Here is a 15,493-nt window from a genome sequence, read left to right as displayed (position 1 = left end):
ACACATTCGTTCGAAAGTTGCAACGGCGTGTCGAACAGATGTTTGATTTTTTCTTCTATATGCGATACTATATATAAAGCGAAAGGAGCAGCCATGAATGACGAGCACAAAGAATCAAACGATTCAACAATAGATAGTGACATTTCACTTACAGAACGTCAGCGCAACATCATGGCTGCCATTCAAAACAGCATAAACAAACACGGATTCCCACCATCATTCCGTGAAATAGGAGAAGCTGTTGGCCTTAGAAGTCCATCTTCAGTTAAACATCAACTTAGAACACTAGAAACTAAAGGCTACATACGCATTAGCGCGAATAAAGGTAGAGCTATTGAAGTTATGAATAATTCCTCAAACAAAGAGGAAAATCCACAATTTATAAAAAGCGATGCTAGACCAGTAGATATAAGTATGTACGACAGCGAAGCTGTTATAAACTCTCATGACGTTCCACTGGTTGGCCGTATTGCAGCCGGAGCACCTATTACAGCCGAACAACATATTGAAGATGTAATGCGTCTTCCAGAAAGACTTACAGGTACTGGAAATCTTTTTATGCTGGAAGTACACGGCGATTCCATGATTGACGCTGCTATTTGCGATGGTGATTATGTGGTAGTTAGAGAGCAACACGAAGCAGTAAATGGAGACATTGTTGCGGCTTTGCTAGATAACGAGGCTACAGTAAAAACTTTCCGCAACGATCACGGTCACGTATGGCTTATTCCACATAATCCTGCTTACTCTCCAATTGATGGCTCTCACGCAACTATTATGGGAAAAGTAGTTACAGTATTGCGCAAAATATAATAAAGCTATTTTTAGCGTCTACTTAAACTTAAAATAATCTAATAAAAGTTAATTACTAGCTTTACTTCTGAACATAAAAATAAAAAAAAAATAATAAAAACTAAAACGCTGAAATTAAAACTTAATCAACTTAATCAAAATATAAAATTGTTCCTCGAATATATCAAATTGAAACATCCGAGGAACAATCTGCAAAATACTAAAACTAAAGCAAAATTATTAACTTAAGCAAGTGGATGAGAATCCTTAATAGTCACAGAAATCTCACGACCATTAGGAGCTGCATAGCTTACAGTGTCTCCAGTATGAGCACCAATAATCGCTGCACCAATTGGAGATTCTGGACTAATAACGTCATAATCTGTAGCCACAGCAATATCACGAGATCCTAGAACGTAAGTCATTTCACGTCCAGCAAGCTCAACTGTAACTAAAGAACCGTTACCAACAGTGCCATCTTTAGGCGCTTCAAGGATTTTCGCATTACGTAACTTCACAATAAGCTCATTAATGCGTCCCTCATTCTTTCCTTGCTCTTCACGAGCAGCCTGATAACCGCCATTTTCAGACAAATCACCTTCAGCTCGAGCAGCAGCGATACGCTCGGTAATCTCTTCTCGATATTCACCTTCACGATGCTCTAACTCTTCCTTCAGCTTGTCATACGCTTCCTGCGTAAGCAAAATAGTTTTTTCTTCAGCCATTGCTACCTCCTTATCCAACAATCTCTTATAAATCAAAAACTATTAAACAAACCATTACACGAGTCACTGAGTAACACACTAAGCAGATTCACCGCATTAACCTGCACTCGCTGACTCACGTACTCAACGCGTTGAAATAATATCAACTACAAATACCAAAGTGTCTCCGCCGCCAATACCAGCTTGAGGAACACCGCGAGAACCATAACCGTACTCAGGTGGGATAGAAATCAACAATCGCGAACCAACATTATGACCAGGAACCGTACGATCCCATCCTTTAATAACCTGACCAACACCAATACCGAAGCTGGCAGGCGTATGACGTGCGAAACTTGAATCAAACGGCTTTTCAGCACCCCAAACAACACCGTGATAATTTACGGTAACAGTGTCTCCAGCACGAACCAATGGACCATTGCCTTCCACCAACTCAACAACTTTGAGACCAGCTGGCGGCTCAGATTCCGGGAACGTCACCGTTGGCGTAGTGCCAAATTCTGCAATCACTTCTGGCATATTCTGTGCCATTTTACCTCCTTTAAAACTCTAAACAGCACATAGTAGTGCACACTTCTATAATCAACCTGTCCTAGATTAGCACTCAATCGTTACGTGCGCACTACTATAGTGAGATTGTGTATAAACTCACAATATATACCATGTTGACTAGCATAATCAACAAAAATTGTGTAAGAACTTATACTCAAATTAGCATTCAACTACGTTAACAGCCAATCCACCTTTTGAAGTTTCACGATATTTAGACATCATGTCGTGACCAGTTTCTTTCATTGTCTTAATAGCCTGATCAAGACTTACCATATGCGAACCGTCCCCAAGCATAGCCATACGAACCGCATTAATAGCAGTATTTGCAGCCATAGCATTACGTTCAATGCAAGGAATCTGAACTAATCCACCAACAGGATCGCAAGTCAATCCTAAGTGATGTTCGATTCCAATTTCTGCAGCATTTTCAACCTGCTCAGGAGTACCACCTAATACTTCACACAATCCAGCTGCAGCCATTGAGCATGCAGAACCAACCTCACCCTGACAACCAACTTCAGCTCCAGAAATTGAAGCGTTTCGCTTAAACAAATAACCAACAGCTCCAGCAGCTAGTAAGAACCTAACAACACCGTCCTCGTTAGCTGAATCAACGAATCGCCAATAATACTGCAATACTGCAGGAATAATACCAGCAGAACCATTCGTAGGAGCCGTAACAATTCGGCCGCCTCCAGCGTTCTCTTCACTTACTGCGAGCGCAAAAAGATTAACCCATGCAGAATCAGAAGTTTCCAAAGCTGCATCTGCACGTCTACGATTATTGCGAAGCATATCTGAATTTGCTGCAAGACGCTCATACATATGAGGAGCACGGCGAGGAACATCAAGACCGCCCGGAAGAATTGGCTGCTTTGAATTGCAGCCATTTTCGACACATTTGCTCATAACATTCCAAACGTGAAGTAAATAGTTGCGCACATAGTCAGCATCACCCTCGTGTAAAGCTAACTCGTTTTGCCACACAACATCACTGATTTGCATATGCTCTCTTCTGCAAATGTCGATCAGCTCATCGCATGAAGTAAAAGGATAAGGTACAGTAGAGTCTTTAGTTTGATTTGAAGTATCAACTTTATTTTCGTTTTGACTAGTTTCGTTACTACTACCTTCGTCTTTATTGCTTTCAGCTTGCTCTGTAACTCGATCATGTAGACCAACCATAGCGTCATCAGAACGACCTTTACGCACAAACCCGCCGCCAATGGAATACCAAACTTGCTCATCTACCTTATTGCCTTCAGAATCCGTTGCAACAAAACGCATTCCATTTGGATGTGCAACCATGCGCTTCCATTTTTCAAAAACAACATCATTGTCGTAATCAAAAGAAATAGTATGTTCTCCTGCAAGTTTCAAAGTACCAGTCTTTTTACAATCTTCACGAATTGTAAGCATATGCTCAGTGTCTACATTATCTGGAAGATTCCCTTCAAGACCTGCAACAGACGCTCGATCAGTACCATGCCCTAAGCCAGTTAAAGACAAAGATCCATAAAGCGTCACCTTTACGTGCGCAACATTTTTAAGACTCCCACTTTTTTGCAGGGAAGTTACGAATGCGTAAGCCGCACGCATAGGACCTACGGTATGCGAAGAACTTGGACCGACACCTACTGAAAACATTTCTAAAATACTGAACACGTATCTATTGTAAGCATCATTACTGGCTCTTCGACACACTCACTAATTCGCATAGATTAGTTTTCTGATTCTTTTGATTCTTTCTTTATTTTCTTACGCACTATTTCTTACGCACTATTTCTTACGCACTACTTCTTACGCACTATCAGTTTTGCCAAAATCACGCATACAAACCAAAATACTGCCGATAATATAACTGCTATTGTCATTACAGTAAGTGCACTTCCCGCAGTTGGCACATGAATTTCGAAAAACTTTGCAGTAAACGGTATAAAAGCTCCAGCAACTCCAGCTGCAGCAAATAACGCAACCATGATTCCTCGCCACGAGCGCAACGGCTTAGCAACGCTTGCAAGCACGAGTATGCCAAGGACAAATACGATTACGGAACAAATACTGCGAGCGGTTGCCAAGGCTTGCACGTTTGAAACAATAAAACGAGACGCTATCAAATTATTTGCGGCAACATCGTCAAGATTTAATCCCAAAACTCGAGGAGCTATAACAGCAGTCGCTAGCACGGAAAGCGCTACTGCAAATCCGCTAGGAACAGCAAAATGCACTACACGCTTCAAGAATCCTGGAATATAGCGACGAGTATTAGGCGCTAAAGCGAGCAAAAATGCTGGAATACCAATGGTTAAAGAACCAATGTAAGTAATATGACGAGGCAAATACGGGAAGTGCAATCCGAGCAATACCACTCCTGCAGAAATAAGCGCAGAATACACAGTTTTTACAAGGAATAAGCCAGCCACACGTTCCATATTTGCCATCACTTGCCTACCGCGAGCCACAACATCCGGCAAATGCGAGAAGCGCGAATCAACTAGAACCACTTGAGCTACAGCTTTTGCCGCAGGAGCAGCATTGCCCATAGCAACACCTAAATCAGCCTCTTTAAGAGCCAACGTATCGTTCACGCCGTCACCAGTCATAGCAACAACATGACCTTGAGTGTGAAGCGCCTGAACAATCGCCTTCTTTTGATGAGGAAGCACACGCCCAAGAACATCAACATTTTCAAGCACTTTAGCCAGTTCGTTAATATCTTCAGGCAATTTTCTAGCATCCATTGCAATAGGTTTGCGATCTCCTGTTAACCCAACTTTTGCAGCAACAGCCGCAACAGTTGTAGGATTATCTCCCGAAATTACACGGCAGCGTACACCCTGCTCACGGAACCATGAAAGAGTCTTACGAGCATCTTCACGAATACGCTCAGAGCAGCGAACTAAAGCAACAGGCTGGGCACTTGCGCAAATAGTAGGAGAATCACCAAAAGTTTTATCTGTGTCTGTAATGCTACTTTCGACGCTACTTTCGACGATACTTGCTTTTGCAAGAAGCAACACACGCTCACCCTGCTCAGCATAAGAATTAACTTTCGCTAAAAGTTCATTAGAATTTGCACAATTAATCGCACTTAGCAATACTTCCGGAGCACCCATATACCAAGTTGCAGACTCGCTTGTATCATTCACATAACGCACAGCACTCCACTTTCTAGCGGATGAGAACGGAAGTCGGTTAGATACATGCGCACTAGCTGCGACTCCTTGAGCGCCAAGCCCTTCCATAATCGCAACGCCTGTTGCGTTTGGATTTTCTTCATTAGATAAGTCAAATAAAGCCTGATTAGTCTGTAAGTTGGTTTGTAAGTTGGTTTGTAAGTTAGTTTGTAAAGATATTTCTGCATTATTATCTAGATTTTCTACGCCAACGAATGCAATACCACCGTCAGTAATAGTGCCAGTTTTGTCCAGATTCAAGCAGTCTACGCGCGCTAAAGTTTCTACAGATTCCAGCTCCTGAACTAACGTTTGTTTACGCGCAAGTCGCATAGCAGCCACCGCAAAATTAAGCGAAGTAAGTAACACCAATCCTTCTGGAATCATGCCAACAACGCCTGCAACAGCAGAAACAACGGCTCCTCGCCAAGCGCCAGTCTGCCATGCTTCAACAAATCCGCCAACTTTATGCATTTGAGACCACACAAGTAGCACACACAAAGGCACCACAACCATAGTCATATATTTCAAAATTGTATTAATTCCACGACTTAAATCGGAAATCGTTTTAGAGTACACCTTTGCTTGTGCTGCTAATTTTGCTGCGTAACTGTGCTCTCCTACGGCAGTAACACGCGTTAAGGCCATGCCAGAAACGGCAGTAGACCCGGAATAAACGTTATCTCCTTGCGCTTTTCGTACTGTAGCAGACTCGCCCGTGAGCATGGACTCATCCATTTCCAATCCCCACGATTCCAAAACTTCTACGTCAGCTGGAACCTGCTCACCAGCCCTAAGCCACAAAACATCCCCAAGCACAATATCTTTGTGCGCAATCTCGATATTTTCTCCACCTCTACGAACCATTGCACGAGCAGCGATCAATATAGAAAGACTATCGAGCGTACGCTTAGCTTTTAGCTCAGTTGCAACACCAATACCAGTATTTACTAAAATTACTACTCCAAAAACAGCGTCTTTCCATGAACCTGTGGCAAGAACAACTATCATCGCCACAAAAATGATTGCATTAAATAACGTGAACACATTTGCGCGAATAATATCTATTACCGAACGCGAAGTTTGCTTAGAAGTAATATTCACATCTCCGCGAGAAACCGCCTCTGCAACTTCTTTGTCACTCAATCCAGAAACTTCTACTTCAGGAAGTGATACACAAGAATTACTCACTTTTTCAACGGAACTTGCGGTTAAGTTGTGCTTGCTACTTGTCATTTACAATCACTTCCCTACTGTGTGGCGTATTGTCGATTATTGCGCGAACAATGCTGAGCAAAGATGAACGTTCTGGATAAAGTTTAGTGTTTTTACTATCTGAATGTTCATTGTGATTCGACGAATCAGTTTCATAAATAATGCCGTTAGCAACATCGTTCATATGCAATGTTGCAGCATATAAAGTTTCGTCTTTAGGAGCTTTTATAGGGTTAACTAGCGCAACTGGAACTCCAGCATACCGCACGTATTGCAGTGCAGAAATCCACGCTTTACTTTCACCCGATTTGTTTACAGCACTTTCTTTAGATTTTTTAGATACTTGAGAATTTGAATCTAATTTTGTAACGTCAAGAGAATTTATGAATATCATTGACACAGGCTGCTCACTTGCAGAACGAATAGCTTGCTGAGCTGCCTCATTAGGATTATTAATATCTGAAACTGACACATAAGCTGCACTGATTCCGTACATTTTGCACTGTCTTAAAAGCTCATCATCAAGAGCTTCAGACTTAGAACCAATCACCAGCAAATGAATATCGTTAATATCCACACCATCGTGAATTATGTCCCCAGCTCGTCCAGTATCCCCAACGGCTTTACCCTTCGGCTCGCAGGCACTCAACGTACCTAGCGCTAAAGCAGTTACGACAGCAGCCGCAAAAATGGTAACAGCGCGTTTAGAAAACATAAGACTTTTATACCACACTTTCACCATAAGTGACTGTTTTGAGGTAAATACCCCCCCCCCCACACAACACGCACAGACCTTTACCACACTACAAATCTGTTCTATCTACCCATTGTTCACACTGCTTTATAACAGTTTCAAGTGCATACTCTAAATCGCTAGGCGGGTATTTATACTTCTTTAGAAGACGTCTAATGCAAATTCGCATTCTAGCGCGTACTGTTTCTTTCTTTTGCCAATCAATAGTGCGATTTTTACGTAATGTTTCTGTAAGTTCTTTTGTGATAGCAACAAGCTGATCATTCTTGTAACGATCTTTTATTGCTTGAGGTTTCGTTAATGCATCATAAAAAGCAAGCTCTTCATCAGTAAGGCCAAGTTCTTTACCAATACTTTTTTCATGCATAATCTGTTTAGCCATATCAAATAATTCTTCTATAACCTTTTCGTTAGTAATCATGCCATTAATGTATCTATTTATAATGCTTTGCATTATTTCGCTAAACTTTTCAGATTTTACAACATTTGTTTTTTTATATATACGAACCTGTTCCAAAATAAGACTTTCCAAAATCTTTACAGCAATATTCTTTTCCTTCATTTTTGAGACTTCACTCATAAATTCAGGGTCAAAAATCGAAAAACCTTCCTTAAAATCGGAGAAAAGATTTATAACACCCTCACTTTTAATACTATTTTTAAGAAGATCGTTAACTCTGCTATTCATCTCTTGAAGAGAAATTTTCTTGCCAGATCCACTATCACTTATACGAGATAAAATAACGCGTACAGACTCAAAAAATGCCGCTTCAACTCTTAAATCACGCTTAACAATTGACGAGCATAAAGATAATGCTTGATGCAATAGAAGCGCTTCTTTTACAAAATTTTTTAATTCTTTCTTTTTACTTACATCGAGTATAAAATTGACTGCTCCAGAAACAGCTTTTGATCTTTCTAAATTAGTTCCATTAACAAATTTCGAATAATCGTATCCATGGAAAAGATCTTTGCAAATCGATAATTTTTCTAAGAATTTAGGATAAGCAGAATGAGATATATCCATATCCCCATAATTTTCTTTATCTCTAACAGTATAGTCTTTCATAGCCTGCTTCAAAGCAGAAATAATGCCTACATAATCTACTATTAAGCCACCTTCTTTACCTGCAAATACTCTGTTTACACGCGCAATGGTTTGCATAAGGTTATATCCCTTCATGGGTTTATAAATATACATGGTGGAAAGCGACTGCACATCGAATCCAGTAAGCCACATGTCAACAACTATCGCAATCTTCATATCACTATTGTCATCTTTGAACTCTTCTGCAAGATCCTTACGATGACTTTTATTCCCTATAATTGCTCTCCACTCTTCAGGATCTTTGTTGCTTTCAGTCATTACAACCTTGACTTTTTTATCCCATTGAGGTCTTAATTCAAGAATCTTATTATAAATTTTTATTGCAATTTCACGAGAATACGCAACAATCATTGCCTTGCCTGTTAAAAGATTTTCGCGATAATTCTCATAATGATTAATGATGTCTTTAACAAGTGAGTCTATTGTTGAATCATTACCAAGAATTGCATCAAGAGTTGCAACTTCTCTTTTACTTTTCTCAATGACTTCAGAATCAGCATAATCAGCCATTGCGTCATATTCATTATCAATCATGCGCAAAGTTGATTCATCAAGTTTAAGCTTTACAACCCTACTCTCATAGTAAACAGGAGTTGTGGCACCATCTGCAACAGCTTGAGTCATATCATAAATATCGATATAATCACCGAACACTTCGCGAGTATTTCTATCTTTAGCTTCAATAGGGGTTCCAGTAAACCCTATAAAAGTTGCGTTAGGCAGAGCATCCCTTATAACTCGCGCATTGCCTACTTTAATTTCTCCTTCACTATTTACTTTTTCAGAAAGACCATACTGACTACGATGCGCTTCATCAGCCATAACAACAATGTTTTTGCGATCTGATAATGGCTCAGAAGATTCTTCAAACTTTTGCATAGTAGTGAAGATAATTCCGTTTGCTTTTCTTCCTTCAAGCAAACTCTTTAAATTATTACGACTTTCAGCATGTTTAGGCTCTTGCCTAAGAAAATCCTTGCACTTAGCAAACTGAGAATATAATTGATCGTCTAAATCATTTCTATCAGTAATAACAACTATTGTTGGGCTGTTTAAGACTTGTTGAAGCAAGTGCGCATAAAACACCATAGACAATGATTTTCCACTGCCTTGTGTATGCCAAAAAACACCGCCCTTTCTATCTGTTTCCGACGCACGTTTAGTTGATTCAATAGCTTTTTTAACAGCAAAATATTGGTGGTAGCCAGCTAAAATTTTTATTAATTCACTGCCATTTTCTGAAAAACAAATGAAGTTTTTTATAATATCAAGCAAGCGTTCTTTAGTAAACATGCCTTCAAAGAAAGTATCGAATTGCGCATATTGTGTATTTTCATAGCTTCCATCTTTAGATTTCCAACACATAAAACGATCTTCTTTGGAAGTAATAGTGCCAGCCTTACTCGTAAGCTGATCACTTATAACGCAAATGCAGTTGTATATGAACATGGAAGGAATTTCTTGCATGTAATTCCTAATTTGCAAATAACCTTCTGAAGCATCAGTGTTTTCTCTAGAAGGAGATTTCAGTTCCATTAAAACTACTGGCAATCCATTAAGGAACAAAATAACATCAGGTCGCTTATTGCTATTTTCAATATATGTCCACTGATTAGCTACAACAAAAGAGTTATTATTCTTATTTTCGTAGTCTGCAAGGTAAATAATATCTGAATGCTCTTCACCATCTTCAAAATATTTTACTTCAACGCCATTTTGCAAATAATTCATGAATAATTCATTCTTTTGCACAAGTTCTGCATTCTCAAAGTTCTTGATTTTGCGCAACGCTTCTGATATCGCACGTTTTGATGCACGAGGATTCAGCCTATACAGAGCATCATTAAGCTCTTCTTCGTATAAAGGGCTATGAAAATCACGTTCTAAGTCTGGAGCATATACATGCCTATAACCCATATTTTGAAAAAGCTCTATTATAGAATTTTCATAATCTGCTTCAGTATAGGATTCTGACATGCTTCACACTCCCTCGTATTAGGATTTCTATTATTATCCTACTAGCGCGGAAATTTTGCACTATATAACCCGATTTATTTAGATAAATAAGAATTTAGCTTTCTAAATGTTGAGATTTGATACATCAATTTCACCAGACATAAGGCGAGGGAGTAAAGAGTCTCGTACTACTTGCAAACGGCAAATTTCATCATAATTATTGCGAATTGCAGCATCCATAGGAGCAACTATCAGTTCAAACTTCTCAATTTGCTCATCAGAAGGAATGAGAATTGGCATATCGTTCAATGAATTGCGATTGATAGAACCGAAAACTGTACCTTCTCCATTGAATATATTCAACTGCTTTTTGAGTGAAAACATCGTGTAAAGCATAAAAGACTGATAGCTGGTTTTAGAGCAAATAGCAGCAAGTCCACGACCAATACAACAATCCTCATGAGCAATATTAAGGTCGCCAACTGGTGCTCGAACACTCATCAAGATGTCATTTGCACCAGCCATTCTCTTTGGATTAGTGGTATAAAGGCGGATAGTTGGGAATCTGAAGCCAAATTCAGCACGACCTTGAAAGAATACTGTGCCTATTCCGTCATCATTATAGCTACTACCGCTTGGAGATTGTCCCATAGTAATATTAGCGATATCGCTTAAGGAGCCTTCATTCCAATCATTGTCAGGATTGTCAATAAACATCTTCTGATAGATAGCTTTAGCTTGTTGCTCTAAATTCTTATTTATAGCTGAATTACGCAAAACTTCATACGAAACAAATCAATAAATTATTTAATAGTATCGTTCTCTAAAGCAAACTATGCAAAGGAGATACTAATGAAGCAAGAACTTATGTCCAATATTATGCAGCAAATGTTGCCTTATCTTGACAATTCGCAACTAAAACATCTACACCAAGTAATGAAACGAATACTTTTTTGCTATGAAGTAAGCTGCTCAGATACAACCAAAAATGAAGACAACAGCACTACTTTGCTCGAAAAATTTATAGCAGCTAAACGCGTAGAAGGTTGCTCAGAAAAAACATTAAAGTATTATAAAACTACTATTGAATTAATGATTGCTTCAATTGGCAAAAACGTTCAACATATTGTCACTGAGGATTTAAGAACATATTTGACTGAATATCAAAATAGAAACAAATCCAGCAGAGTAACAATAGACAATATTCGTAGAATATTATCAAGCTTTTTTGCTTGGCTAGAAGATGAAGATCATATTATTAAAAGCCCAGTTAGACGCATACATAAAGTAAAAACGGCAAGTAGCATAAAAGAAACCTATGCAGATGAAGACCTGGAAAAGATGAGAGACAATTGCAAAGAGATACGCGATTTAGCAATGATTGATATTCTTTCTTCAACTGGTATGCGAGTAGGCGAATTAGCTTTGCTGAATCGTGACGATATAGATTTTACAGAAAGAGAATGTGTAGTGTTTGGCAAAGGTAACAAAGAAAGGCTCGTGTATTTCGACGCACGAACAAAGCTGCACTTGCAACAATATTTAAGCGAAAGAACTGACGACAATAAAGCATTATTTGTGTGCCTTAAAGCCCCTTACAAACGATTACAGATTAGTGGAATAGAACAACGCCTTCGTAACATGGGTAGAAAATTAAACATACCAAAAGTGCACCCTCATAAATTCAGAAGAACGCTTGCAACAATTGCAATAGATAAAGGCATGCCAATTGAACAACTACAAAAATTGCTTGGACACCAGCGTATTGATACTACGCTTCAATATGCCATGGTAAAACAAAGTAATGTTAAAATAGCACATAGAAAATATATAGGATAGGACGGCTAGATTATGACTGAATGGAAAACTTGTACAATATCAGATCTTGGCACAGTTGTAGGAGGAGCTACACCGTCTACTAATAAACCAGAAAATTATGAAAATGGTAACATTGCTTGGATTACACCAAAAGATTTAGCGGGATTTTCTGGAAGATATATTTCCAAAGGAAAACGCAATATAACTAATAAAGGACTTTCAAGTTGCTCAACACAATTAATGCCTAAAAATTCTATTCTTTTTTCTTCTCGTGCACCAATAGGTTACGTGGCAATTGCTGCAAATGAAATGTGTACAAATCAAGGATTCAAAAGTGTAATACCAAATGAAAATACCGATTATTTATTTCTGTATTACTTGCTTAAATATAACAAAAATAAAATAAGTAATCTTGGTAGTGGAACAACGTTCAAAGAAATATCTGGCAGTGCAATGAAACGTGTAGAGGTAAATGTTCCAGAAAACATACAAGATCAACGAAAAATATCATCACTCCTATCTTCAATCGATTCCAAAATTGAAAATAATAGAGCTATAAATAAGAATTTAGAGGAGCAAATCAGAGAACTTTATAATGAATTTTTTGTAATTAACAGAAAAGACGAATGGCAACAAATTCCATTGTCAAAAATAATTTATTTCCAAGAAGGCCCTGGAATTAGAAATTGGCAATATGTTAAGAATGGAATAAAATTCATAAATATTCGTTGCATAAATGGTGGAACATTAGATACTTCAACAGCTAATATGATTTCTTACGATGAAGCCAATGGAAAATACTCACACTTTATGCTTAATGCGTACGATATAGTGTTGTCCTGCTCTGGAACTTTGGGAAGATATGCAATAGTGCAAGCAAAAGATCTTCCATTATGTTTGAATACGAGTGTAATAAGATTTAGGCCTAAGCGCGATTACGATGATTATTCATTTGTATATGGATATATTACTTCAAAAGAGTTTCTTAATAATCAAATATCTATGGCGAATGGTAGCGCGCAGGTTAATTTTGGACCAACTCATTTGAAAAAAATATTTTTATTTGAGCCTCCAATTGAACTTCGTAAACAATTTAATAATTTAGTGATGCCAATAATAAATGCACAAATAATAATACGCGACGAAATTTCTAAGCTTGTAACATTACGCGACGCATTGATACCAAAGCTTATGTCTGGAGAAATCGATGTATCAAATCTCGACATTTAGAAAGCTAAATTCTTATTTATCTTATTATTTAGTTCAATCTTGTCATCTAAATCTCGGAGTATTGAAGCTACTGCCTTCTGTTGCACCATTGACGGCAATTCCACTTCAATACCGTCAAACGTGTCTCGCGTAATTGTATCAAACACCGAGCCATGAGTATTCTTTTTCAAAACCAGCACGTTGTGCTTAATCAAGTAATATAAATACTCTTCATCAACAAGACCTTCTTTTGCACGTAGCCCATAACACGACTGATTAAAAGCCATAGGATATGGAATCATCGCTATTTCTCCGACAGTACCACGCGCTGAAATTATTGAATCATTTCTCTTTAGCAATTTCGTTGAGCTATTATCAAATCCAGCCTGTGTAATGGTCTTCTCTGTTTCATATACGTAGCGATAATCATTGTTAAAGTCTTTTACAGAAAGCCAAGGAATGTCACCATTCCAATATTCCGGCTTACTTGTCTTCGGAGTTCCGCCACCAATAATATCCATTATTTCTGAAAGCTTATATTTCATACCCAATTGCCCCCAAATTCTTCTTGATTTCAGCTTCTAATTCGTGCGATTTTGCAAACATTTCTGAAAGTTCAGAAGTAAGCCTCGTCATCTTCTCTTCAAATGGCTCTCCGTCATCATCCTGCTCTTCAATACCAACATATCTTCCTGGAGTAAGAATGTAATCTTGATTAGCTATATCTTCTGTTGTTGCTACTTTGCAAAAACCTTTAACATCTTCTAAAGTACCATTCTGAAAAGCTTCAAACGTGTTGGATAATTTTTGTATATCGTCATCTGAAAGATCCCTATGCTTACGGTCAATCATATGACCCATATTTCTGGCATCAATAAAAACAGTTTTACCAGTCTGCCTCTTATTCTTAGTAATAAACCACAACGTGACTGGAATAGTAACGCTGTAGAAAAGTTGCGTAGGCATAGCAATAATGCCTTCTATCAAATCATCTTCAATAATTTTCTTTCGTATTTCGAATTCTGAAGTAGTAGATGTAGACAAAGCACCATTAGCAAGAACAAGACCGATTTTCCCATTTGGAGCAAGATGATGAATCATATGCTGAATCCAAGCGTAATTAGCGTTTCCTGCAGGAGGAACTCCATACTTCCAACGCACATCATCAAGTAGTTTTTCTTGATTCCACGGGTGATAATTGAAAGGAGGGTTAGCGAGAATAAAATCAGCTTTCAAAGTAGGATGCAAATCATTAGTAAAAGTATCTGCCTGATACGGTCCTAAATCAGCATCAATACCACGAATAGCCATATTGATTTTAGCCATCTTCCACGTATCTGGATTAGCTTCTTGTCCATAAACAGAAATAGTTCCACGGCGATGACTGTGAGCCTCAATAAACTTCTCAGACTGAACAAACATGCCACCACTACCGCAGCAGCAATCATACACACGACAATTATCGAACGGCTTTAACACGGAAACCAAAGTTTTTACAATGCTAGAAGGCGTATAGAATTCTCCACCATCTTTACCTTCTACAGCTGCAAATTGAGCTATGCAATACTCGTAAGTTCTTCCAATAATGTCTTCATCAAGTCCATTACCGTTCATATCAATACTATTTGTAAAAATATCAACAACGTCGCCAAGAACCTGCTTATCCAAATCAGGATTTGCATAATTTTTCGGCAATACATTCTTAAGGCTCTTATTTTCTTGCTCAATAGCAACCATTGCATTATCGATGACTTTGCCAATTTCAGGAGTATGTGCTGCAGAAGCAATTACATTCCATCTTGCATTTTCTGGAACATAGAAAATACTATCAGCAAGATACTCGTCACGATCGTTTTCAAAACCATCATTTTCTTCTACAAGCTCTTTATAACGCTTCTCGAATGCAGTAGAAACATACCTCAAAAAAATTAAGCCAATAATTACTTTGCGATATTCAGCAGCTGGAATATGACCCCACAGCACGCATGCAGCATCCCATAATTGCTTTTCAAAACCTATATTCGCCGCATTTTTATCAGCCATCTATATACCAACCACCTATCTACTTGCAAAGATTAATCATCCACAGAATAAATCTAGTATTAAGTTTACATCAATTAACGATTTACTAATTAAGTCTAAGTATCATAAACCAGCATAGCCGTTGACACCACATATAACACCACTT

The 15,493-nt window shown here is 38.3% G+C and carries 12 protein-coding genes; 3 read left to right on the top strand and 9 right to left on the bottom strand.

Features of this window, described 5'->3' with window-relative positions; genetic code table 11:
* The first annotated feature begins 93 nt into the window (after positions 1-93).
* Positions 94-813 carry a transcriptional repressor LexA gene (lexA, locus tag ACPFYS_RS06115; RefSeq protein WP_427876664.1) on the top strand — a complete coding sequence of 240 codons (720 nt, stop codon included), beginning with the start codon at positions 94-96 and terminating at the stop codon, positions 811-813.
* Positions 814-1,037: 224 nt separating this feature from the next.
* Here lexA and ACPFYS_RS06110 read toward each other — a convergent pair whose 3' ends face one another.
* The 7 genes from ACPFYS_RS06110 to ACPFYS_RS06080 all read right to left on the bottom strand — a co-directional run bounded on the left by ACPFYS_RS06110 (position 1,038) and on the right by ACPFYS_RS06080 (position 11,055).
* Positions 1,038-1,517, bottom strand: a complete 480-nt coding sequence (locus ACPFYS_RS06110; RefSeq protein WP_427876662.1) for a GreA/GreB family elongation factor — start codon at positions 1,515-1,517, stop codon at positions 1,038-1,040.
* Positions 1,518-1,640: 123 nt separating this feature from the next.
* Complete coding sequence (locus ACPFYS_RS06105) at positions 1,641-2,048, bottom strand: FKBP-type peptidyl-prolyl cis-trans isomerase (protein WP_427876660.1); 408 nt, start codon at positions 2,046-2,048, stop codon at positions 1,641-1,643.
* Between the two features lie 180 nt (positions 2,049-2,228).
* On the bottom strand, positions 2,229-3,716 hold the full coding sequence (locus tag ACPFYS_RS06100; RefSeq protein ID WP_427876658.1) for an L-serine ammonia-lyase: 1,488 nt from the start codon (positions 3,714-3,716) through the stop codon (positions 2,229-2,231).
* 146 nt (positions 3,717-3,862) lie between these two features.
* Positions 3,863-6,481 (bottom strand): HAD-IC family P-type ATPase, encoded by a 2,619-nt coding sequence (locus ACPFYS_RS06095; RefSeq protein ID WP_427876656.1) that lies wholly within the window; start codon positions 6,479-6,481, stop codon positions 3,863-3,865.
* Complete coding sequence (locus ACPFYS_RS06090; protein ID WP_427876654.1) at positions 6,471-7,202, bottom strand: hypothetical protein; 732 nt, start codon at positions 7,200-7,202, stop codon at positions 6,471-6,473. The genes ACPFYS_RS06095 and ACPFYS_RS06090 overlap by 11 nt, the downstream gene beginning before the upstream one ends.
* Before the next feature lie 61 nt (positions 7,203-7,263).
* Positions 7,264-10,299, bottom strand: a complete 3,036-nt coding sequence (locus tag ACPFYS_RS06085; protein WP_427876652.1) for a type I restriction endonuclease subunit R — start codon at positions 10,297-10,299, stop codon at positions 7,264-7,266.
* A gap of 102 nt (positions 10,300-10,401) precedes the next feature.
* Positions 10,402-11,055, bottom strand: a complete 654-nt coding sequence (locus tag ACPFYS_RS06080; protein WP_427876650.1) for a restriction endonuclease subunit S — start codon at positions 11,053-11,055, stop codon at positions 10,402-10,404.
* 75 nt (positions 11,056-11,130) lie between these two features.
* Between ACPFYS_RS06080 and xerA the strand changes: the two genes are divergently transcribed.
* Complete coding sequence (gene xerA / locus ACPFYS_RS06075; RefSeq protein ID WP_427876648.1) at positions 11,131-12,117, top strand: site-specific tyrosine recombinase/integron integrase; 987 nt, start codon at positions 11,131-11,133, stop codon at positions 12,115-12,117.
* A 12-nt stretch (positions 12,118-12,129) separates the two neighbouring features.
* A complete protein-coding gene (locus ACPFYS_RS06070) occupies positions 12,130-13,326 on the top strand; it encodes a restriction endonuclease subunit S (RefSeq protein ID WP_427876646.1) in 1,197 nt (398 codons plus the stop codon).
* Here ACPFYS_RS06070 and ACPFYS_RS06065 read toward each other — a convergent pair.
* Positions 13,323-13,850: a restriction endonuclease subunit S gene (locus ACPFYS_RS06065; RefSeq protein WP_427876644.1), complete on the bottom strand. Its 528-nt coding sequence runs from the start codon at positions 13,848-13,850 to the stop codon at positions 13,323-13,325. The two genes, ACPFYS_RS06070 and ACPFYS_RS06065, sit on opposite strands and share 4 nt — an antisense overlap.
* On the bottom strand, positions 13,840-15,348 hold the full coding sequence (locus ACPFYS_RS06060; RefSeq protein ID WP_427876642.1) for an N-6 DNA methylase: 1,509 nt from the start codon (positions 15,346-15,348) through the stop codon (positions 13,840-13,842). Before ACPFYS_RS06060 ends, ACPFYS_RS06065 begins: the two co-directional genes overlap by 11 nt.
* Positions 15,349-15,493 lie beyond the last annotated feature (145 nt).

This window comes from Gardnerella sp. 2492 (assembly GCF_050320365.1).
GTDB lineage: Bacteria > Actinomycetota > Actinomycetes > Actinomycetales > Bifidobacteriaceae > Bifidobacterium.
Note: the sequence above shows the minus strand (reverse complement) of the source record. Positions and strands in the feature narration are given on the sequence as shown.